Genomic DNA, 21708 nt, shown 5'->3' with positions numbered 1-21708 from the left:
ATTTACCGCAGAACTCAGTTACCGCTCGAGTTCAGCGCTTCGGTCAGTGCAGCTTCCACTTCACTGGCGCTTACGCGCAACGGCTTGTCAGCATCACGGCGACGCTTGCGCTCGCTGTGATAGGCCAGACCGGTACCGGCCGGGATCAGACGACCCACGACTACGTTTTCTTTCAAGCCGCGCAGGTAATCGCGCTTGCCGGTGACTGCCGCTTCGGTCAGTACGCGGGTGGTTTCCTGGAAGGAAGCCGCCGAGATGAACGATTCGGTGGACAACGACGCCTTGGTGATACCCAGCAGAACGCGAGTGTATTTGGAGACGAATTTGTCTTCGCCGCCCAAACGCTCGTTCTCTACCAGTACGTGAGTCAGTTCCATCTGGTCGCCCTTGATGAAACTCGAATCGCCGGATTCAGCGATTTCAACTTTACGCAGCATCTGACGCAGGATGGTCTCGATGTGCTTATCGTTGATCTTCACGCCTTGCAGACGGTAAACGTCCTGGATCTCGTTAACGATGTACTTGGCCAGCGCGCTCACACCCAGCAGACGCAGGATGTCGTGCGGATCGCTTGGGCCGTCGGAGATAACTTCGCCGCGGTTTACCTGTTCGCCTTCGAACACGTTCAGGTGACGCCACTTCGGAATCAGCTCTTCGTACGGATCGGAACCGTCGTTCGGGGTAATAACCAGACGGCGCTTGCCTTTGGTCTCTTTACCGAACGCGATGGTGCCGCTGACTTCAGCCAGAATCGACGCTTCTTTCGGACGACGGGCTTCGAACAAGTCGGCAACACGCGGCAGACCACCGGTGATGTCGCGGGTCTTCGAAGTTTCTTGCGGGATACGCGCGATAACATCACCGATCGCGATCTTCGCACCGTCCGCCACACCGACCAGGGCGTTGGCTGGCAGGAAGTACTGAGCGATAACGTCAGTGCCTGGCAGCAACAGATCCTTGCCGTTGTCGTCGACCATCTTCACTGCTGGACGGATTTCTTTGCCCGCAGCTGGACGATCTTTCGCGTCAAGTACTTCAATGTTGGTCATACCGGTCAATTCGTCAGTCTGACGCTTGATCGTGATGCCTTCTTCCATGCCCACGTAGGTCACGGTACCTTTCATTTCGGTAACGATTGGGTGAGTGTGCGGATCCCACTTGGCCACGATTGCGCCAGCGTCGACCTTGTCACCCTCTTTAACCGAAATCACAGCACCGTACGGCAGCTTGTAACGCTCGCGCTCACGACCGAAGTCATCAGCGATGGCCAGCTCACCGGAACGCGACACAGCAACCAGGTGACCATCCACTCGCTCAACGTGCTTCAGGTTGTGCAGACGGACGGTACCGCCATTCTTCACCTGAACGCTATCGGCTGCGGAAGTACGGCTTGCCGCACCACCGATGTGGAACGTACGCATGGTCAGCTGGGTACCCGGCTCACCGATGGACTGGGCAGCGATAACGCCGACCGCTTCACCGATGTTCACCTGATGACCACGAGCCAGATCACGGCCGTAGCACTTGGCGCAAATGCCATAGCGGGTTTCGCAGCTGATCGGCGAACGCACGATCACTTCGTCGATGCTGTTCAGCTCGATGAATTCAACCCACTTCTCGTCTACCAGAGTACCGGCCGGAACGATGACGTCCTCGGTACCTGGCTTGAATACGTCACGGGCAATAACACGACCCAATACGCGCTCACCCAACGGCTCTACAACGTCACCGCCTTCAATGTGCGGAGTCATCAGCAGACCGTGTTCGGTGCCGCAATCGATCTCGGTTACAACCAGATCCTGCGCCACGTCTACCAGACGACGAGTCAGGTAACCGGAGTTCGCAGTTTTCAACGCGGTATCCGCCAGACCTTTACGAGCACCGTGAGTCGAGATGAAGTACTGAAGTACGCTCAAACCTTCACGGAAGTTCGCAGTAATCGGCGTTTCGATGATGGAACCGTCCGGCTTGGCCATCAGACCACGCATACCGGCCAGCTGACGAATCTGTGCTGCGGAACCCCGCGCACCCGAGTCGGCCATCATGTACATCGAGTTGAAAGACTCTTGATCGACTTCAACGCCATGACGGTCGATAACCTTCTCTTTCGAGAGGTTGGCCATCATTGCCTTGGAAACTTCGTCGTTCGCTTTCGACCAAAGGTCGATCACTTTGTTGTACTTCTCGCCCTGGGTTACCAGGCCGGAGGCGTACTGGCTCTCGATCTCTTTCACTTCGTCGGTGGCTGCACCGATGATGCGGGCTTTCTCGTCCGGGATAACGAAGTCGTTAACACCGATGGAAACGCCGGAGATGGTCGAGTAAGCGAAACCGGTGTACATCAACTGGTCAGCGAAGATCACGGTCTCTTTCAAACCAACCACGCGGTAGCACTGGTTGATCAGCTTGGAGATCGCCTTTTTCTTCATCGGCAGGTTGACGACGTCGTACGACAGACCTTTTGGCACAACCTGGAACAGCAGCGCACGGCCGACGGTGGTGTCGACGATACGGGTACCGCTCACGCTGTTGCCGTCACGGTCGTTGACGGTTTCGTTGATACGAACCTTAACCTTGGCGTGCAGTGCGGCTTCGCCGGCACGGAACACACGGTCAACTTCCTGCAGATCCGCGAACACACGACCTTCGCCTTTGGCGTTGATCGCTTCACGAGTCATGTAGTACAGACCCAATACAACGTCCTGCGACGGAACGATGATTGGCTCACCGTTGGCTGGCGACAGAATGTTGTTGGTCGACATCATCAACGCACGCGCTTCCAACTGGGCTTCCAGTGTCAGCGGTACGTGCACGGCCATTTGGTCGCCGTCGAAGTCGGCGTTGTACGCGGCGCAGACCAGAGGGTGCAGCTGGATAGCCTTACCTTCGATCAGTACCGGTTCAAACGCCTGGATACCCAGACGGTGAAGGGTCGGTGCACGGTTGAGAAGAACCGGGTGTTCGCGAATCACTTCAGCGAGAACGTCCCAAACCTCTGGCAGTTCGCGCTCGACCATTTTCTTGGCCGCTTTGATGGTGGTCGCAAGACCACGCATTTCGAGCTTGCCGAAAATGAACGGTTTGAACAGCTCGAGAGCCATCTTCTTCGGCAGACCGCACTGATGCAGACGCAGGGTCGGGCCTACGGTAATTACCGAACGACCGGAGTAGTCAACACGCTTACCGAGCAAGTTCTGACGGAAACGACCTTGCTTACCCTTGATCATGTCAGCCAGGGATTTCAGAGGACGCTTGTTCGAACCGGTGATAGCGCGGCCACGACGACCGTTGTCGAGCAGAGCATCGACAGCTTCCTGCAACATACGCTTTTCGTTGCGCACGATGATGTCCGGAGCGGACAGATCCAGCAGGCGCTTCAAACGGTTGTTACGGTTGATCACTCGACGATACAGATCGTTGAGGTCGGAAGTCGCGAAACGACCACCATCCAGCGGGACCAGTGGACGCAGATCTGGCGGCAGAACCGGCAGAACGGTCAGCACCATCCACTCTGGCAGGTTGCCGGAACCCTGGAAGGCTTCCATCAACTTCAGACGCTTGGACAGCTTCTTGATCTTGGTTTCAGAGTTGGTTTGCGGAATTTCTTCACGCAGACGGCCAATCTCGTGTTCCAGGTCGATAGCGTGCAGCAGTTCACGGACAGCTTCAGCACCCATGCGGGCGTCGAAATCGTCACCGAACTCTTCCAGCGCTTCGAAGTACTGCTCGTCGTTCAGCAGCTGACCTTTTTCAAGGGTGGTCATGCCTGGATCGATAACGACATAGCTCTCGAAGTAGAGAACGCGTTCGATATCACGCAGAGTCATGTCCATCAGCAAGCCGATACGGGACGGCAGCGATTTCAGGAACCAGATGTGGGCGACCGGCGAAGCCAGTTCGATGTGCGCCATGCGCTCACGACGAACCTTGGCCAGTGCAACTTCAACGCCGCACTTCTCGCAGATCACACCACGGTGCTTCAAGCGCTTGTACTTACCGCACAGGCACTCGTAATCCTTTACCGGGCCAAAGATCTTGGCGCAGAACAGGCCGTCACGCTCAGGTTTGAACGTACGGTAGTTGATGGTTTCCGGCTTTTTAACTTCACCGAACGACCATGAGCGGATCATCTCAGGCGAGGCCAATCCGATACGGATGGCGTCGAACTCTTCGACTTGACCCTGGTTTTTCAGCAAATTCAGTAGGTCTTTCAAGGCCTTTCCTCCTGGCGGAGCAGAGAGCGGGCAATCCTGCCCCGCTCTCGATTCGCGTCACGTGTTATTCGGTTTCCAGATCGATATCGATGCCGAGGGAACGAATTTCCTTGATCAACACGTTGAAGGACTCGGGCATGCCCGGCTCCATACGGTGATCGCCATCCACGATGTTCTTGTACATCTTGGTACGGCCGTTCACATCGTCCGACTTCACTGTGAGCATTTCTTGCAGAGTGTAAGCAGCACCGTATGCTTCCAGTGCCCAGACCTCCATCTCCCCGAAACGCTGACCACCGAACTGCGCCTTACCACCCAGCGGCTGCTGGGTAACCAGGCTGTACGAACCGGTAGAACGCGCGTGCATCTTGTCGTCTACCAAGTGGTTCAGCTTCAGCATGTACATGTAGCCAACGGTAACTGGACGCTCGAACTTGTTGCCGGTACGGCCGTCAGTCAGCTGCATCTGGCCGCTTTCCGGCAGGTCTGCCAGTTTCAGCATGGCCTTGATTTCGCTTTCCTTGGCGCCGTCGAACACTGGAGTGGCCATTGGAACGCCGCCACGCAGGTTCTTCGCCAGATCCAGGATTTCCTGATCGGAGAAGCTGTCCAGATCTTCGTTACGACCGCCGATCTGGTTGTAGATCTCGTCCAGGAAGGTACGCAGTTCAGCGACTTTACGCTGCTCTTCGACCATCCGGTTGATCTTCTCGCCCAGACCTTTGGCCGCGAGGCCCAGGTGGGTTTCAAGGATCTGACCAACGTTCATACGCGAAGGTACGCCCAGCGGGTTGAGGACGACGTCGACCGGGGTGCCATTGGCATCGTGCGGCATGTCTTCAACCGGCATGATCACGGAGACCACACCTTTGTTACCGTGACGACCGGCCATCTTGTCGCCCGGCTGGATACGACGACGGATTGCCAGGTAAACCTTGACGATTTTCAGCACGCCTGGAGCCAGGTCATCGCCTTGCTGCAGTTTGCGCTTCTTGTCTTCGAACTTGTCGTCCAGCAGACGGCGGCGATCAACGATGTAGGCCTGAGCCTTCTCGAGCTGCTCGTTCAGAGCATCTTCAGCCATGCGCAGTTTGAACCACTGACCATGCTCAAGACCGTCGAGAACTTCGTCGGTGATGTCCTGACCTTTCTTCAGACCTGCGCCGCCTTCAGCCTTGTGCCCTACCAGAGCGGAACGCAGACGTTCGAAAGTCGCGCCTTCAACGATACGGAACTCTTCGTTCAGATCCTTGCGGATCTCGTCCAGCTGGGACTTCTCGATCGACAGAGCACGAGCATCACGCTCAACGCCGTCGCGGGTGAAGACCTGTACGTCAATGACAGTACCTTTGGTACCGGTAGGTACGCGCAGGGAAGTGTCTTTAACGTCGCTGGCTTTTTCACCGAAGATTGCACGCAGCAGTTTTTCTTCCGGAGTCAGCTGGGTCTCGCCTTTCGGAGTGACTTTACCCACCAGGATGTCGCCTGCGCCAACTTCAGCACCTACGTAAACGATACCGGCTTCGTCCAGTTTGTTCAGTGCAGCCTCACCCACGTTAGGGATGTCTGCAGTGATTTCCTCAGGCCCAAGCTTGGTGTCACGGGCCACACAGGTCAGTTCCTGAATGTGGATCGTGGTGAAACGGTCTTCCTGAACCACACGCTCGGACAGGCAGATGGAGTCTTCGAAGTTGAAGCCGTTCCATGCCATGAACGCGATGCGCATGTTCTGACCGAGCGCCAGTTCACCCATGTCGGTGGACGGGCCGTCGGCCATGATGTCGCTGCGCTGAACGCGATCACCCTTGCTCACCAGCGGACGCTGGTTGATGCAGGTGTTCTGGTTCGAGCGGGTGTATTTGGTCAGGTTGTAGATGTCGACACCAGCTTCGCCGGTTTCAACTTCGTCATCAGCAACACGAACCACGATACGGCTGGCGTCGACGGAATCGATCACGCCGCCACGACGAGCCACGACGCAAACGCCGGAGTCACGGGCTACGTTACGCTCCATGCCGGTACCTACCAGCGGCTTGTCAGCACGCAGGGTTGGTACAGCTTGACGCTGCATGTTCGAACCCATCAACGCACGGTTGGCGTCGTCGTGCTCGAGGAACGGAATCAGCGACGCTGCGACCGAAACTACCTGCTTCGGCGAAACGTCCATCAAGGTGACTTCTTCAGGCGCCTTAACGGTGAATTCGTTCAGGTGACGTACGGCTACCAGTTCGTCGATCAGGACTTTCTGGTCGTTCATGGTCGCCGAAGCCTGCGCGATCACGTGATCGGCTTCTTCAATAGCGGACAGGAACACGATCTCGTCGGTGACCACACCCTCTTTCACCACGCGGTACGGGCTTTCCAGGAAGCCGTACTGGTTGGTGCGAGCGTAAGCAGCCAGGGAGTTGATCAGACCGATGTTCGGACCTTCCGGCGTTTCAATCGGGCATACGCGACCGTAGTGAGTCGGGTGTACGTCACGGACTTCAAAGCCTGCACGCTCACGAGTCAGACCGCCAGGGCCGAGTGCAGAGACACGACGCTTGTGGGTGATCTCGGACAGTGGGTTGTTCTGGTCCATGAACTGCGAGAGCTGGCTGGAACCGAAGAACTCTTTCACCGCCGCAGCCACTGGCTTGGCGTTGATCAGGTCTTGGGGCATCAGGCCTTCGCTTTCAGCCATCGACAGACGCTCTTTGACCGCACGCTCAACACGCACCAGGCCAACGCGGAACTGGTTCTCGGCCATTTCGCCTACGCAGCGAACACGACGGTTACCCAGGTGGTCGATGTCATCGACGATGCCTTTACCGTTACGGATGTCGACCAGAGTCTTCAATACCGCGACGATGTCTTCCTTGCACAGCACGCCCGAACCTTCGATCTCGGTACGACCGATACGACGGTTGAACTTCATCCGGCCGACCGCAGACAGATCATAGCGCTCAGGGCTGAAGAACAGGTTGTTGAACAGGGTTTCGGCAGCGTCTTTGGTTGGCGGCTCGCCTGGACGCATCATGCGATAGATCTCGACCAGCGCTTCCAATTGGTTGCTGGTGGAGTCGATCTTCAGAGTGTCGGAGACGAACGGACCGCAGTCGATATCGTTGGTGTACAGAGTTTCGATGCGAACAACACCAGCCTTGGCAATTTTTGCCAGGACTTCAGTGTTCAACTCGGTGTTGCACTCTGCCAGGATTTCGCCGGTAGCCGGGTGCACGATGACCTTGGCGGTAGTACGGCCCAGGACGTAGTCCAGAGGTACTTCCAGAGTCTTGATGCCGGCTTTTTCGATCTGGTTGATGTGGCGCGCAGTAATACGGCGGCCCGCCTCAACGATGACCTTGCCCTTCTCGTCCTGGATATCCAGAACCGCAATTTCACCACGCAGACGCGAAGCAATCAGTTCCAGACTGAGGGTCTCGCCGCTCAGTTTGAAAACGTTGGTGGTGTAGAACGCGTCCAGCACTTCTTCAGTGGTATAGCCGAGCGCGCGCAGCAGTACCGATGCCGGCAGCTTGCGACGACGGTCGATACGCACGAACACGCAGTCTTTCGGGTCGAACTCGAAGTCCAGCCACGAACCGCGGTAAGGAATGATGCGCGCGGAGTACAGCAGTTTGCCGGAGCTATGCGTCTTGCCGCGGTCGTGGTCGAAGAACACGCCCGGGGAACGGTGCAGCTGGGAAACGATTACACGCTCGGTACCGTTGATTACGAAGGTACCGTTCTCAGTCATCAGGGGAATTTCACCCATGTAGACTTCTTGCTCTTTGATGTCCTTGATCGCTTTGTTCGACGATTCTTTGTCGAAAATGATCAGGCGCACTTTTACCCGCAAAGGTACGGCGAAAGTCACACCGCGCAATACGCATTCTTTGACATCAAATGCCGGTTCGCCCAGGCGATAACCGACGTACTCCAGCGCAGCATTGCCGGAGTAGCTGATGATCGGGAAAACGGATTTGAAGGCCGCATGCAGGCCCACGTCGCGGAACTGATCTTTAGTCGCTCCCGCTTGCAAGAATTCACGATACGAATCCAGCTGGATGGCCAGGAGGTAAGGCACATCCATGACGTCCGGCAACTTGCTAAAGTCCTTGCGGATACGTTTTTTCTCAGTATATGAGTAAGCCATCAGCGTTCCCCAGCTTGGTCACCTGCTTGTTTGGCCCCTCCCGACGGGAGCAGCCAGAAAATCGTGCAAACCCCATGGTTTGCTCCACCGCATCGGGTGGTTACAGCGCCTCTATCAGCACCGACCCAGTCGGCTGCCAATAACGGAAAAAGGCCGGTGGCAAGAGCCACCAGCCATCAGCCTGTCGCTTGACGCTCGGGCTGGAGGAGCAAAGTCGATGCTTATTTCAGCTCGACTTTAGCGCCTGCTTCTTCCAGCTTCTTCTTGGCGTCTTCAGCAGCTTCTTTCGAAACGCCTTCAGCTACAACCTGAGGAGCGCCGTCTACTTTCTCTTTGGCTTCTTTCAGGCCCAGACCGGTCAGTTCACGAACTGCCTTGATCACGTTAACCTTCTTCTCGCCAGCTTCCAGCAGAACAACGTTGAACTCGGTTTGCTCTTCAACAACAGCGGCAGCAGCAGCTGGACCAGCCGAAGCAGCAGCAGCGGTAACACCGAAGGTTTCTTCCATCGCTTTGATCAGCTCAACGATTTCCACTACGGATTTCTGGCCGATTGCTTCGATGATTTGTTCGTTAGTCAGAGACATGACTCAATTCCTGAATTGGGGGACGGCCTACGCGACCATCGAAATAAACAAAAAACGCGAGAAGTTGACGAGCCTTAGGCTGCAGCAGCTTCTTTCTGGTCGCGAATTGCCGCCAGAGTACGAGCCAATTTGCTGGTAGCGCCTTGAATCACGCTCATCAGCTGAGAAATTGCTTCGTCACGGGTCGGCAGAGTTGCCAGTACGTCGATCTGATTAGCTGCGAGGAACTTGCCCTCGAACGCAGCTGCCTTGATCTCGAACTTGTCCTGACCCTTGGCAAACTCTTTGAAGATACGGGCAGCAGCGCCCGGATGTTCGTTGGAGAATGCGATCAGGGTCGGGCCGGTGAACACGTCGTTGAGGACACTGTATTGAGTGTCAGCAACAGCGCGCTTGAGCAGGGTGTTACGTACAACACGTACGTAAACGCCAGCTTCACGAGCCTCTTTACGGAGTCCGGTCATTGCGCCTACTGTTACGCCACGTGCATCAACCACGACAGCGGACAGAGCGACTTTGGCAGCCTCGTTGACTTCAGCGACGATGGCCTTCTTGTCTTCGAGATTAATTGCCACGGGTTTAACTCCTGCTTGTTACCGTTTCATTCGATCGGAACCGAATGTCGTTTTGGTGTCTGATTCGGTAAGGAACCGGGAGCACCATCTGCGTAGGCTTATGGTTTAAGACTTGCGTCGCCTACGGTCTTGGATAGCCCCCGCCAGGCAGGGACCCCAATCTTTCAATTGGCGCGAACCATCGCACCAACCTTTGTCTTACGCGTCCAGCGAGCTCTGGTCGATGACCAGACCTGGGCCCATAGTGGTGCTCAGGGTAACGCGCTTGACGTAGATACCTTTCGAAGAAGCTGGCTTGATACGCTTCAGATCAGCGATCAGGGCTTCAACGTTTTCCTTCAGCTTGACGGCGTCGAAGCCCATCTTGCCAACGGAAGTGTGGATGATGCCGTTTTTGTCGGTGCGATAACGAACCTGACCAGCTTTAGCGTTTTTAACCGCGGTAGCTACGTCTGGAGTTACGGTACCAACCTTAGGGTTAGGCATCAGACCACGTGGACCGAGGATCTGACCCAACTGACCTACAACGCGCATGGCATCCGGGGATGCGATCACTACGTCATAGTTCAGGTCGCCGCCTTTCATTTCGGCAGCCAGGTCGTCCATACCTACACGGTCAGCGCCGGCAGCCAAAGCGGCCTCAGCAGCTGGACCCTGGGTGAACACAGCAACGCGAACGGTCTTGCCAGTGCCGTGTGGCAGCACAGTAGCGCTACGAACAACCTGGTCGGATTTACGCGGGTCTACACCCAGGTTTACAGCAACGTCGAACGACTCGCTGAACTTGACAGTCGACAGCTCAGCCAGCAGAGCAGCAGCGTCTACAATGTTGTAGGCCTTGCCTGCTTCGATTTTGCCGGCGATAGCCTTTTGACGCTTGGTCAGCTTAGCCATTACACACCCTCCACGTTAAGGCCCATGCTACGAGCAGAACCGGCGATAGTACGCACGGCTGCATCCATATCAGCTGCAGTCAGATCCGCGTTTTTGGTTTTCGCGATTTCTTCCAGCTGAGCACGGGTAACGGTGCCAACCTTAACGGTGTTCGGACGAGCGGAACCGCTGGTCAGACCGGCCGCCTTCTTCAGCAGAACCGAAGCAGGGGTGGATTTGGTTTCGAAAGTGAAGCTACGGTCGCTGTAGACAGTGATGATCACTGGAGTCGGCAGACCAGCTTCAAGACCCTGAGTACGGGCGTTGAAAGCCTTGCAGAATTCCATGATGTTCACGCCGTGCTGACCCAGAGCAGGACCAACCGGTGGACTTGGGTTAGCCTGAGCGGCCTTCACTTGCAGCTTGATGTAAGCGGTAATCTTCTTGGCCATGAGGCACTCCAATTACGGGTTCGAACGCCTCGAAAGGCTCCCCGGTTACTTGCGCGTATATCCCAGTGACGACAAAACCCCACAGCCTATGGCTGCGGGGTTGGGATGCTTGTTCAATTAGACCTTTTCGACCTGACTGAACTCCAACTCTACCGGGGTAGAGCGACCGAAAATGAGCACCGCCACTTGGATCCGGCTCTTTTCGTAGTTAACTTCTTCAACAACGCCATTGAAATCAGCGAATGGACCGTCGTTGACTCGCACCGTTTCACCCGGCTCGAAGAGAGTCTTCGGCTTAGGCTTGTCGCTACCATCAGCAACACGACGCAGAATTGCTTCCGCCTCTTTATCGGTGATTGGTGCAGGCTTATCGGCTGTACCGCCAATGAAACCCATCACCCGAGGAGTATCCTTGACCAAGTGCCAAGTACCCTCATTCATATCCATCTGAACCAGAACATAGCCTGGAAAGAACTTGCGTTCGCTTTTGCGCTTCTGGCCATTACGCATTTCAACCACTTCTTCAGTGGGAACCAGAATCTCGCCGAAGCCATCTTCCATGCCAGCCAGCTTCACGCGCTCGACCAGCGAGCGCATCACATGCTTCTCGTAACCCGAGTAAGCATGCACAACATACCAACGCTTAGCCACGGGACACCCTTAGCCGACAATCAAGGAAACAAGCCAGCCGAGCAGGGAATCAAGCCCCCACAACAGCAACGCCATAACCAGAACAACAGCCACCACAATCAGGGTGGTCTGCGTGGTTTCTTGGCGAGTTGGCCACACGACTTTACGAATCTCGGTGCGAGCTTCCTTAACCAGTACAAAGAAAGACTTGCCCTTCGCAGTCTGCAGGCCTACAAAGGCAGCTACAGCAGCAATGACAAGCAAAGCGAGTACACGGTACAGGATCGGCGAAGCAGAGTAATACTGATTGCCAACAACGCCAACAACCACCAAAGCGACAACTACAAGCCACTTGAGCAGATCGAAGCGAGAGCCTTGAGCTTCAGCTTTAGGAGTCATCTATGAAGATCCTGTGAAAAGAAAGCCAGACACACCGAGTGAATCTGGCAGGTCAGGAGGGAATCGAACCCCCAACCTACGGTTTTGGAGACCGTCGCTCTGCCAATTGAGCTACTGACCTAAAACAAAATCAGGCCGACCATTATGCCGGCCCGAAAAATACATTACAACCACTTACTCGATGATTTTAGCTACGACGCCAGCGCCGACGGTACGACCGCCTTCACGGATAGCGAAACGCAGACCGTCTTCCATCGCGATGGTTTTGATCAGGGTAACAGTCATCTGAATGTTGTCACCTGGCATTACCATTTCAACGCCTTCTGGCAGCTCGCAGTTACCAGTCACGTCAGTAGTACGGAAGTAGAACTGTGGACGGTAGCCTTTGAAGAACGGAGTGTGACGACCGCCTTCTTCCTTGCTCAGAACGTAAACTTCTGCAGTGAACTTGGTGTGCGGCTTAACCGAACCCGGCTTAACCAGAACCTGACCACGCTCAACGTCGTCACGCTTGGTACCACGCAGCAGAACGCCGCAGTTCTCGCCAGCACGACCTTCGTCGAGCAGCTTGCGGAACATTTCAACACCGGTGCAAGTAGTAACGGTGGTGTCACGCAGACCAACGATTTCCAGCGGATCCTGAACGCGAACGATACCGCGCTCGATACGACCAGTCACAACAGTACCGCGACCCGAGATCGAGAATACGTCTTCGATTGGCATCAGGAATGGCTTGTCGATCATACGAACTGGTTCTGGGATGTAGCTGTCCAGAGTTTCAACCAGCTTCTTGACGGCAGTGGTGCCCATCTCGTTGTCGTCTTTGCCTTCCAGAGCCATACGAGCCGAACCGATGATGATCGGAGTGTCGTCGCCTGGGAAGTCATAGGTGGACAGCAGGTCGCGAACTTCCATCTCAACCAGTTCCAGCAGCTCTGCGTCGTCTACCAGGTCAGCCTTGTTCAGGAAAACCACGATGTACGGAACGCCTACCTGACGGGACAGCAGGATGTGCTCACGGGTTTGCGGCATCGGACCATCAGCGGCCGAGCAAACCAGGATAGCGCCGTCCATTTGAGCAGCACCGGTGATCATGTTCTTCACATAGTCAGCGTGACCTGGGCAGTCAACGTGAGCGTAGTGACGGATCAGCGAGTTGTACTCAACGTGCGCGGTATTGATGGTGATACCGCGAGCTTTTTCTTCTGGAGCGCTGTCGATCTTGTCGAATTCAACTACGGCCGAACCGAAAACTTCGGAGCAGACGCGAGTCAGAGCAGCGGTCAGAGTGGTTTTACCGTGGTCAACGTGACCAATGGTCCCAACGTTGACGTGGGGCAGGGAACGATCAAATTTTTCCTTAGCCATCGATATCACCCTCAACAGAAGAAATTAGACAAACAATATCAACCATTAAAACAAAGGCAGATATTTTCATATCTGCCTTGTTATATGGAGCTCTTGAGCGGATTTGAACCGCTGACCTCACCCTTACCAAGGGTGTGCTCTACCAACTGAGCTACAAGAGCAAAACACTTTGCAAAACCTGCAAACTTGGAGCGGGTAGCGGGAATCGAACCCGCATCATCAGCTTGGAAGGCTGAGGTTCTACCACTAAACTATACCCGCGGAGCCTGCAGCTCACGCTTAAATCTGGTGGAGGGAGAAGGATTCGAACCTTCGAAGTCGTAGACGTCAGATTTACAGTCTGATCCCTTTGGCCGCTCGGGAACCCCTCCTAATCAGGCCGGCATTCTATACCATGCCAAACCCTTGTCAAGCATTTTCTCATTTAAAAACCTGAGGTTAGCTGCATTGACATCGCTTCACTTTGAATTCCTTTTTAGGTCTTCGCTGTGGAGCGGGCGCCATTCTATGCAAACTATTCAGTAGGTGCAACCCCCTCACATAGCATTATTTTATGTTTTAACTCATTGAATTCGTTGGAAAGGTTTTGCAACTGTACATCCCCCAGCAAACGCTGGCCCTGAGGCGAAACAGACAACCAATAACCAGCCCCAGATACATCCCTCGTCGAAGATTTTACATCAACCCCCATTTCAGCCAGACGCTGCTGGAGCGCTGGAATCGATTCCTGCCGAGAAAAACCGCCAAGGAAAAGACACTGTTGCCGACGCCCCGCCTGCCCCTCCCGAACCTCACCCGTCGTTTCGCTGAGCAAGCGAATGTCTTGCTGGGAACCTCGATACAAACTAAGAGGCGTTACATCCTTCGCCCGCAAGGGCGCCTCCTGCTGATGCCAGACATAATAGAAAACATTAAGAACAAGAAGCAGGAGAAACAACCAACGCATACAAACCTCAGGAAAAAGGACACGCCATAGCCAACCCCACAAACACCAGATCAGGAACGACTCGAGCCTCGGGCGAGACCCCCGCAACCAATTCAGCATCCCCGCCAGTGATAAAGACTGTGAAGTCCTCACCCCAGTAGGAGCGCGCCAGTTCCAACTGTGTCAATACGAAACCCCGCAACATCAATAAACACCCTCGCTCCACCGCCTCAACGGTGGACCGCCCAGGCGCACTACCGGACAGCGCACGCTCAGCAGCAAGATCTCCATAGCGAATATTACGAGTATGCGTACGTAGCTGATTTCGCATCAAAGGCATTCCGGGGCAAATAAAACCGCCGAGATGCTCACCATCCGCAGCAATAAAATCTGCAGTTACCGCCGTACCGAAATCAAGCACCAGGCAAGCACCACCAGATGCGAGATGAAACCCGCCAAGCATGGCCAGCCATCGATCCAGCCCTAGACGCTCGTAGTTTTCATAACCATTTTTGACACCGGACATTTCACGAGCAGGTTTCGCGCACACCACCGAAATACCGAACTCGCGCTCGATAGCATCGATCAAGGCATCAGTCTCCTCAACAGTCCTGACACTGACCACGCGACATTTACGAAGCACAAGCCCATCGAGTGCTCTCAAACTGTCAAGCAACGCGAGATCAGAGTCGACAACCCCCTCAGAAAAAAGAGCGTCGAGCGAAGCCCTCAGCACTCGCCACTTAATAAAGCTGTTCCCACAGTCGAGCTCAAGAATCATCACGCAACCTCAGGCTGAGCTCACCACCACTAAAGACTTTTTCCACGCCATCCACCTTTAGCCGCAGCGCACCCTGACCATCGATTCCGAGCACAACACCATCTAACTGACTGGAGCCCGCAATCAATGACACAGCACGACCTTGCCACAGATGATTCGCCTCCCATTCCGCCTGGAGTGCCGAAAAACCGACCATCTGATGGCGCTGGATGTAATCATTTAACTGCTTACCAAGCTCAGTCACCAAGGCATTGCGATCAGTGCTTCTACCTGACTCAAGCCGAATCGACGTCCATTGCTGATCAACATCATCGGCCTCCTGCATATTCACGTTGACGCCTATTCCCAGCACTACATGGCAAACGTCTGCCGGATCTCCAACGAGCTCAAGGAGAATGCCGGCAATTTTCTTGTTACCCACCAAGACATCGTTAGGCCACTTCAATCCCGCACCCGGTACCCCAAAATTTCTCAGAGCCTGCAAGACAGCCAAACCCACAACAAGACTCAAACCCTCGAGCTGGCGCATTCCGCCATCTATGCGAAGGACAAGGCTGTAATAGAGATTTTCTGCAAAGGGACTCACCCATTTACGACCTCGTCGCCCACGCCCAGAGACTTGCCGCTCCGCGAGCACTAAAAAGGGCGCCAAACTACCTTGGCCAACCGCGCGCAAGGCTTCAGCATTTGTCGAGTCGACCGAATCCAGAACAGTAACCGGCCAACCGGGCGCCATTGCCGACAATGTCCGAGAATCGAGCAACGTCAATGGCGCAGCCAGTTGATAACCCCGCCCTCGAACTTTATGGATGGACAAGCCAAGCTCCACCTCAAGATGCTGAAGCTGCTTCCACACCGCACTTCGACTTATTCCCAGGGCGGCCCCCAGATCCTGACCAGAATGGAATCGACCATCTTTCAGGAGGTTCAACAACGTCAACATGCAGGTCTCGTCCTCACAATGAGGCCCGAATGATAGCCATGACCCGGGCTGTTGCATAGAAATCAAGCAGATGCTTTTCCTGCGGGCAAAACAAAACCCCAACTGCTTTCGCAATTGGGGTTTCGGAATTTAATCTTGACGATGACCTACTCTCACATGGGGAAACCCCACACTACCATCGGCGATGCATCGTTTCACTGCTGAGTTCGGGATGGGATCAGGTGGTTCCAACGCTCTATGGTCGTCAAGAAATTCGGGTACCGAATCGTGGCCAAGTGGCCTCGCTTCAGCAAATTGGGTATGTGACAGCTTTCGGTGTTTTGTGCTGCTTTTTTAAGTGCAGTCGAACTTTCGGTTCGTTTCGTCTTCACACACCGCAATCTGGTCCCTTTTCAGGTCAGCAAATTGCTTGGGTGTTATATGGTCAAGCCTCACGGGCAATTAGTATTGGTTAGCTCAACGCCTCACAGCGCTTACACACCCAACCTATCAACGTCGTAGTCTTCGACGGCCCTTCAGGGAACTCAAGGTTCCAGTGAGATCTCATCTTGAGGCAAGTTTCCCGCTTAGATGCTTTCAGCGGTTATCTTTCCCGAACATAGCTACCCGGCAATGCCACTGGCGTGACAACCGGAACACCAGAGGTTCGTCCACTCCGGTCCTCTCGTACTAGGAGCAGCCCCTCTCAAATCTCAAACGTCCACGGCAGATAGGGACCGAACTGTCTCACGACGTTCTAAACCCAGCTCGCGTACCACTTTAAATGGCGAACAGCCATACCCTTGGGACCGGCTTCAGCCCCAGGATGTGATGAGCCGACATCGAGGTGCCAAACACCGCCGTCGATATGAACTCTTGGGCGGTATCAGCCTGTTATCCCCGGAGTACCTTTTATCCGTTGAGCGATGGCCCTTCCATACAGAACCACCGGATCACTAAGACCTACTTTCGTACCTGCTCGACGTGTCTGTCTCGCAGTCAAGCGCGCTTTTGCCTTTATACTCTACGACCGATTTCCGACCGGTCTGAGCGCACCTTCGTACTCCTCCGTTACTCTTTAGGAGGAGACCGCCCCAGTCAAACTACCCACCATACACTGTCCTCGATCCGGATAACGGACCTGAGTTAGAACCTCAAAGTTGCCAGGGTGGTATTTCAAGGATGGCTCCACGCGAACTGGCGTCCACGCTTCAAAGCCTCCCACCTATCCTACACAAGCAAATTCAAAGTCCAGTGCAAAGCTATAGTAAAGGTTCACGGGGTCTTTCCGTCTAGCCGCGGATACACTGCATCTTCACAGCGATTTCAATTTCACTGAGTCTCGGGTGGAGACAGCGCCGCCATCGTTACGCCATTCGTGCAGGTCGGAACTTACCCGACAAGGAATTTCGCTACCTTAGGACCGTTATAGTTACGGCCGCCGTTTACCGGGGCTTCGATCAAGAGCTTCGCGTTAGCTAACCCCATCAATTAACCTTCCGGCACCGGGCAGGCGTCACACCCTATACGTCCACTTTCGTGTTTGCAGAGTGCTGTGTTTTTAATAAACAGTCGCAGCGGCCTGGTATCTTCGACCGGCATGAGCTTACGGAGCAAGTCCTTCACCCTCACCGGCGCACCTTCTCCCGAAGTTACGGTGCCATTTTGCCTAGTTCCTTCACCCGAGTTCTCTCAAGCGCCTTGGTATTCTCTACCCAACCACCTGTGTCGGTTTGGGGTACGGTTCCTGGTTACCTGAAGCTTAGAAGCTTTTCTTGGAAGCATGGCATCAACCACTTCGTCACCCAAAGGGTAACTCGTCATCAGCTCTCGGCCTTAAGATCCCGGATTTACCTAAGATCTCAGCCTACCACCTTAAACTTGGACAACCAACGCCAAGCTGGCCTAGCCTTCTCCGTCCCTCCATCGCAATAACCAGAAGTACAGGAATATTAACCTGTTTTCCATCGACTACGCTTTTCAGCCTCGCCTTAGGGACCGACTAACCCTGCGTCGATTAACGTTGCGCAGGAAACCTTGGTCTTTCGGCGTGGGTGTTTTTCACACCCATTGTCGTTACTCATGTCAGCATTCGCACTTCTGATACCTCCAGCAAGCTTCTCAACTCACCTTCACAGGCTTACAGAACGCTCCTCTACCGCATCACCCGAAGGTGATACCCGTAGCTTCGGTGTATGGTTTGAGCCCCGTTACATCTTCCGCGCAGGCCGACTCGACTAGTGAGCTATTACGCTTTCTTTAAAGGGTGGCTGCTTCTAAGCCAACCTCCTAGCTGTCTAAGCCTTCCCACATCGTTTCCCACTTAACCATAACTTTGGGACCTTAGCTGACGGTCTGGGTTGTTTCCCTTTTCACGACGGACGTTAGCACCCGCCGTGTGTCTCCCATGCTCGGCACTTGTAGGTATTCGGAGTTTGCATCGGTTTGGTAAGTCGGGATGACCCCCTAGCCGAAACAGTGCTCTACCCCCTACAGTGATACATGAGGCGCTACCTAAATAGCTTTCGAGGAGAACCAGCTATCTCCGAGCTTGATTAGCCTTTCACTCCGATCCACAGGTCATCCGCTAACTTTTCAACGGTAGTCGGTTCGGTCCTCCAGTTAGTGTTACCCAACCTTCAACCTGCCCATGGATAGATCGCCCGGTTTCGGGTCTATTCCCAGCGACTAGACGCCCTATTAAGACTCGCTTTCGCTACGCCTCCCCTATTCGGTTAAGCTCGCCACTGAAAATAAGTCGCTGACCCATTATACAAAAGGTACGCAGTCACAGAACAAAGTCTGCTCCCACTGCTTGTACGCATACGGTTTCAGGATCTATTTCACTCCCCTCTCCGGGGTTCTTTTCGCCTTTCCCTCACGGTACTAGTTCACTATCGGTCAGTCAGTAGTATTTAGCCTTGGAGGATGGTCCCCCCATATTCAGACAAAGTTTCTCGTGCTCCGTCCTACTCGATTTCATGACCAAGAGATTTTCGCGTACAGGGCTATCACCCACTATGGCCGCACTTTCCAGAGCGTTCCGCTAATCTCAAAGCCACTTAAGGGCTAGTCCCCGTTCGCTCGCCACTACTAAGGGAATCTCGGTTGATTTCTTTTCCTCAGGGTACTTAGATGTTTCAGTTCCCCTGGTTCGCCTCTTGCACCTATGTATTCAGTACAAGATAACCATCTTATGATGGCTGGGTTCCCCCATTCAGACATCTCCGGATCAAAGTCTGTTTGCCGACTCCCCGAAGCTTTTCGCAGGCTACCACGTCTTTCATCGCCTCTGACTGCCAAGGCATCCACCGTATGCGCTTCTTCACTTGACCATATAACCCCAAGCAATCTGGTTATACTGTGAAGACGACATTCGCCGAAAATTCGAATTTCTCAACTAAGAGAACTCACAAATTTTACCTTAGCCTGATCCGTTACCAGTGAAAGTAACGTTCAGTCTATCTTTCTATCACATACCCAAATTTTTAAAGAACGAACTAGTCAAAGACTAGAAATCAACATTCACCATCGTCACGATGGAATGCTCATTTCTAAGCTTTCAAACTTCAGAAGCAGTAGTGGTGGAGCCAAGCGGGATCGAACCGCTGACCTCCTGCGTGCAAGGCAGGCGCTCTCCCAGCTGAGCTATGGCCCCGTATGTCTACAGGTATTTCCCACACAAAATTGGTGGGTCTGGGCAGATTCGAACTGCCGACCTCACCCTTATCAGGGGTGCGCTCTAACCAACTGAGCTACAGACCCAATTTCGGGCTGCTTCTTTCGTCTTCTTCAATGAATCAAGCAATTCGTGTGGGAACTTATGGAGCAGCTGATGTCGTCGATTAAGGAGGTGATCCAGCCGCAGGTTCCCCTACGGCTACCTTGTTACGACTTCACCCCAGTCATGAATCACACCGTGGTAACCGTCCTCCCGAAGGTTAGACTAGCTACTTCTGGTGCAACCCACTCCCATGGTGTGACGGGCGGTGTGTACAAGGCCCGGGAACGTATTCACCGTGACATTCTGATTCACGATTACTAGCGATTCCGACTTCACGCAGTCGAGTTGCAGACTGCGATCCGGACTACGATCGGTTTTATGGGATTAGCTCCACCTCGCGGCTTGGCAACCCTTTGTACCGACCATTGTAGCACGTGTGTAGCCCAGGCCGTAAGGGCCATGATGACTTGACGTCATCCCCACCTTCCTCCGGTTTGTCACCGGCAGTCTCCTTAGAGTGCCCACCATTACGTGCTGGTAACTAAGGACAAGGGTTGCGCTCGTTACGGGACTTAACCCAACATCTCACGACACGAGCTGACGACAGCCATGCAGCACCTGTCTCAATGTTCCCGAAGGCACCAATCCATCTCTGGAAAGTTCATTGGATGTCAAGGCCTGGTAAGGTTCTTCGCGTTGCTTCGAATTAAACCACATGCTCCACCGCTTGTGCGGGCCCCCGTCAATTCATTTGAGTTTTAACCTTGCGGCCGTACTCCCCAGGCGGTCAACTTAATGCGTTAGCTGCGCCACTAAGAGCTCAAGGCTCCCAACGGCTAGTTGACATCGTTTACGGCGTGGACTACCAGGGTATCTAATCCTGTTTGCTCCCCACGCTTTCGCACCTCAGTGTCAGTATCAGTCCAGGTGGTCGCCTTCGCCACTGGTGTTCCTTCCTATATCTACGCATTTCACCGCTACACAGGAAATTCCACCACCCTCTACCATACTCTAGCTTGTCAGTTTTGAATGCAGTTCCCAGGTTGAGCCCGGGGATTTCACATCCAACTTAACAAACCACCTACGCGCGCTTTACGCCCAGTAATTCCGATTAACGCTTGCACCCTCTGTATTACCGCGGCTGCTGGCACAGAGTTAGCCGGTGCTTATTCTGTCGGTAACGTCAAAACAGCAACGTATTAAGTTACTGCCCTTCCTCCCAACTTAAAGTGCTTTACAATCCGAAGACCTTCTTCACACACGCGGCATGGCTGGATCAGGCTTTCGCCCATTGTCCAATATTCCCCACTGCTGCCTCCCGTAGGAGTCTGGACCGTGTCTCAGTTCCAGTGTGACTGATCATCCTCTCAGACCAGTTACGGATCGTCGCCTTGGTGAGCCATTACCTCACCAACTAGCTAATCCGACCTAGGCTCATCTGATAGCGCAAGGCCCGAAGGTCCCCTGCTTTCTCCCGTAGGACGTATGCGGTATTAGCGTTCCTTTCGAAACGTTGTCCCCCACTACCAGGCAGATTCCTAGGCATTACTCACCCGTCCGCCGCTGAATTCAGGAGCAAGCTCCCGTCATCCGCTCGACTTGCATGTGTTAGGCCTGCCGCCAGCGTTCAATCTGAGCCATGATCAAACTCTTCAGTTCAAACATCTTTGGGTTTTTAAGAAACCCTAAACTTGGCTCAGCAATCGTTGGTTACATCTTTGATTTCTCGCGGAGTAACTTGTGATGCTGATAATCTTTTTGACTATCAGTCTGACTCCACAAGCACCCACACGAATTGCTTGATTCAGTTGTTAAAGAGCGGTTGGTTAAGATCTTTCGTCTCAACCGAGGCGCGCATTCTACAGCAGCCTCATTTGCTGTCAAGTGATTATTTTCAGAAATTTTCGAAGAATTCTTCAACAACTTCAACCACTTGCGCTTCCGATCTCTCGTCAGCGGGAGGCGAATTCTACAGCGTTACACGCTGCTGTCAACACCTCTTTTTCAACTTCCTTTTGGCTTCGATGAACTGAAGCAACCTGCTGCAGAAACCTACATAACTCATTGAATCTCAAGGAGTTTTCCGTTTCGACTGCGCCGGAAGTGGGGCGAATTATAGA

Annotated in this window: 12 protein-coding genes, 6 tRNA genes and 3 rRNA genes; all 21 read right to left on the bottom strand. The window is 54.0% G+C overall.

Annotation, left to right across the window (positions count from 1 at the left end; all coding sequences use genetic code 11):
- Positions 1 to 14: 14 nt before the first annotated feature.
- Complete coding sequence (gene rpoC / locus ACOYXJ_RS12550; protein ID WP_034156498.1) at positions 15 to 4214, bottom strand: DNA-directed RNA polymerase subunit beta'; 4200 nt, start codon at positions 4212 to 4214, stop codon at positions 15 to 17.
- A gap of 64 nt (positions 4215 to 4278) precedes the next feature.
- Positions 4279 to 8352: a DNA-directed RNA polymerase subunit beta gene (gene rpoB, locus ACOYXJ_RS12545; protein ID WP_064121019.1), complete on the bottom strand. Its 4074-nt coding sequence runs from the start codon at positions 8350 to 8352 to the stop codon at positions 4279 to 4281.
- 221 nt (positions 8353 to 8573) lie between these two features.
- A complete protein-coding gene (gene rplL / locus ACOYXJ_RS12540; protein ID WP_003228750.1) occupies positions 8574 to 8939 on the bottom strand; it encodes a 50S ribosomal protein L7/L12 in 366 nt (121 codons plus the stop codon).
- Between the two features lie 74 nt (positions 8940 to 9013).
- Entirely contained in the window at positions 9014 to 9514 is a 501-nt protein-coding gene (gene rplJ / locus ACOYXJ_RS12535) for a 50S ribosomal protein L10 (protein ID WP_008081912.1), read from the bottom strand.
- Positions 9515 to 9712: 198 nt separating this feature from the next.
- Positions 9713 to 10408 (bottom strand): 50S ribosomal protein L1, encoded by a 696-nt coding sequence (gene rplA, locus ACOYXJ_RS12530; protein ID WP_007916481.1) that lies wholly within the window; start codon positions 10406 to 10408, stop codon positions 9713 to 9715.
- Complete coding sequence (gene rplK, locus ACOYXJ_RS12525) at positions 10408 to 10839, bottom strand: 50S ribosomal protein L11 (RefSeq protein WP_003228756.1); 432 nt, start codon at positions 10837 to 10839, stop codon at positions 10408 to 10410. The genes rplA and rplK overlap by 1 nt, the downstream gene beginning before the upstream one ends.
- 117 nt (positions 10840 to 10956) lie before the next feature.
- Positions 10957 to 11490: a transcription termination/antitermination protein NusG gene (gene nusG, locus ACOYXJ_RS12520; protein WP_007916492.1), complete on the bottom strand. Its 534-nt coding sequence runs from the start codon at positions 11488 to 11490 to the stop codon at positions 10957 to 10959.
- 9 nt (positions 11491 to 11499) lie between these two features.
- On the bottom strand, positions 11500 to 11868 hold the full coding sequence (gene secE / locus ACOYXJ_RS12515) for a preprotein translocase subunit SecE (protein WP_007916493.1): 369 nt from the start codon (positions 11866 to 11868) through the stop codon (positions 11500 to 11502).
- Positions 11869 to 11913: 45 nt separating this feature from the next.
- Positions 11914 to 11989 (bottom strand) — tRNA-Trp (locus ACOYXJ_RS12510).
- A gap of 53 nt (positions 11990 to 12042) precedes the next feature.
- Positions 12043 to 13236, bottom strand: a complete 1194-nt coding sequence (tuf, locus tag ACOYXJ_RS12505) for an elongation factor Tu (RefSeq protein ID WP_095122212.1) — start codon at positions 13234 to 13236, stop codon at positions 12043 to 12045.
- An 85-nt stretch (positions 13237 to 13321) separates the two neighbouring features.
- Positions 13322 to 13397: transfer RNA gene (locus ACOYXJ_RS12500), tRNA-Thr, on the bottom strand.
- Between the two features lie 26 nt (positions 13398 to 13423).
- A tRNA-Gly gene (locus tag ACOYXJ_RS12495) sits at positions 13424 to 13497 on the bottom strand.
- 25 nt (positions 13498 to 13522) lie between these two features.
- Positions 13523 to 13607 (bottom strand) — tRNA-Tyr (locus ACOYXJ_RS12490).
- 143 nt (positions 13608 to 13750) lie between these two features.
- Positions 13751 to 14182, bottom strand: coding sequence for a hypothetical protein (locus ACOYXJ_RS12485; RefSeq protein ID WP_150793914.1), 432 nt, complete (start codon positions 14180 to 14182; stop codon positions 13751 to 13753).
- A 7-nt stretch (positions 14183 to 14189) separates the two neighbouring features.
- Complete coding sequence (locus ACOYXJ_RS12480; protein ID WP_460369720.1) at positions 14190 to 14942, bottom strand: pantothenate kinase; 753 nt, start codon at positions 14940 to 14942, stop codon at positions 14190 to 14192.
- On the bottom strand, positions 14932 to 15885 hold the full coding sequence (gene birA, locus ACOYXJ_RS12475) for a bifunctional biotin--[acetyl-CoA-carboxylase] ligase/biotin operon repressor BirA (RefSeq protein ID WP_460369718.1): 954 nt from the start codon (positions 15883 to 15885) through the stop codon (positions 14932 to 14934). The genes ACOYXJ_RS12480 and birA overlap by 11 nt, the downstream gene beginning before the upstream one ends.
- A 133-nt stretch (positions 15886 to 16018) precedes the next feature.
- A 5S ribosomal RNA gene (gene rrf, locus ACOYXJ_RS12470) occupies positions 16019 to 16134 on the bottom strand.
- Positions 16135 to 16305: 171 nt separating this feature from the next.
- Positions 16306 to 19199 (bottom strand): 23S ribosomal RNA (locus tag ACOYXJ_RS12465).
- 247 nt (positions 19200 to 19446) lie between these two features.
- Positions 19447 to 19522: transfer RNA gene (locus tag ACOYXJ_RS12460), tRNA-Ala, on the bottom strand.
- Positions 19523 to 19552: 30 nt separating this feature from the next.
- A tRNA-Ile gene (locus ACOYXJ_RS12455) sits at positions 19553 to 19629 on the bottom strand.
- An 81-nt stretch (positions 19630 to 19710) separates the two neighbouring features.
- Positions 19711 to 21247 (bottom strand): 16S ribosomal RNA (locus ACOYXJ_RS12450).
- The 16S, 23S and 5S rRNA genes sit together here with 2 tRNA genes alongside, the layout of an rRNA operon.
- Between the last annotated feature and the right edge of the window lie 461 nt (positions 21248 to 21708).

Source organism: Pseudomonas sp. Tul2A7 (genome assembly GCF_054790505.1).
This window is presented reverse-complemented; position numbering and strand designations above follow the sequence as displayed.